Raw genomic sequence first — 322 nt, forward strand, 5'->3', positions numbered from 1 at the left:
GACCAACAACCTCTCGGCCCAGGCCGGGCAGAACCTGATCAACAGCGGCCTGGTGGAAGCCGGTAATCGCCTTGACCTGCTGGCCGGCAACGACCTGGTGAACAAGGCCGGCGGCATCATCGCCGGGCGTGACGTGAGCCTCGCCGCAACCCGGGGCGACGTCATCAACGAGCGCACTCTGACCTCGCACCAGAGCAGCAACGGCAGCTACGCCCAGCAGCGCGACTTCGTCGACAACGCCGCCCGGGTAGAAGCGGCGAACAACCTGGTGATCAGTGCCGGGCGCGACATCAACAACAACGGCGGCGTACTCAAGAGCGGA

1 pseudogene is annotated in these 322 nt (G+C 65.8%); it reads left to right on the forward strand.

The features are described from left to right. A pseudogene (locus KCG88_RS30825) lies at positions 1-322 on the forward strand (filamentous hemagglutinin family protein); the annotation flags it as partial.

The organism is Pseudomonas sp. MWU349 (genome assembly GCF_017947325.1).
Taxonomy (GTDB): Bacteria; Pseudomonadota; Gammaproteobacteria; order Pseudomonadales; family Pseudomonadaceae; genus Aquipseudomonas; species Aquipseudomonas protegens.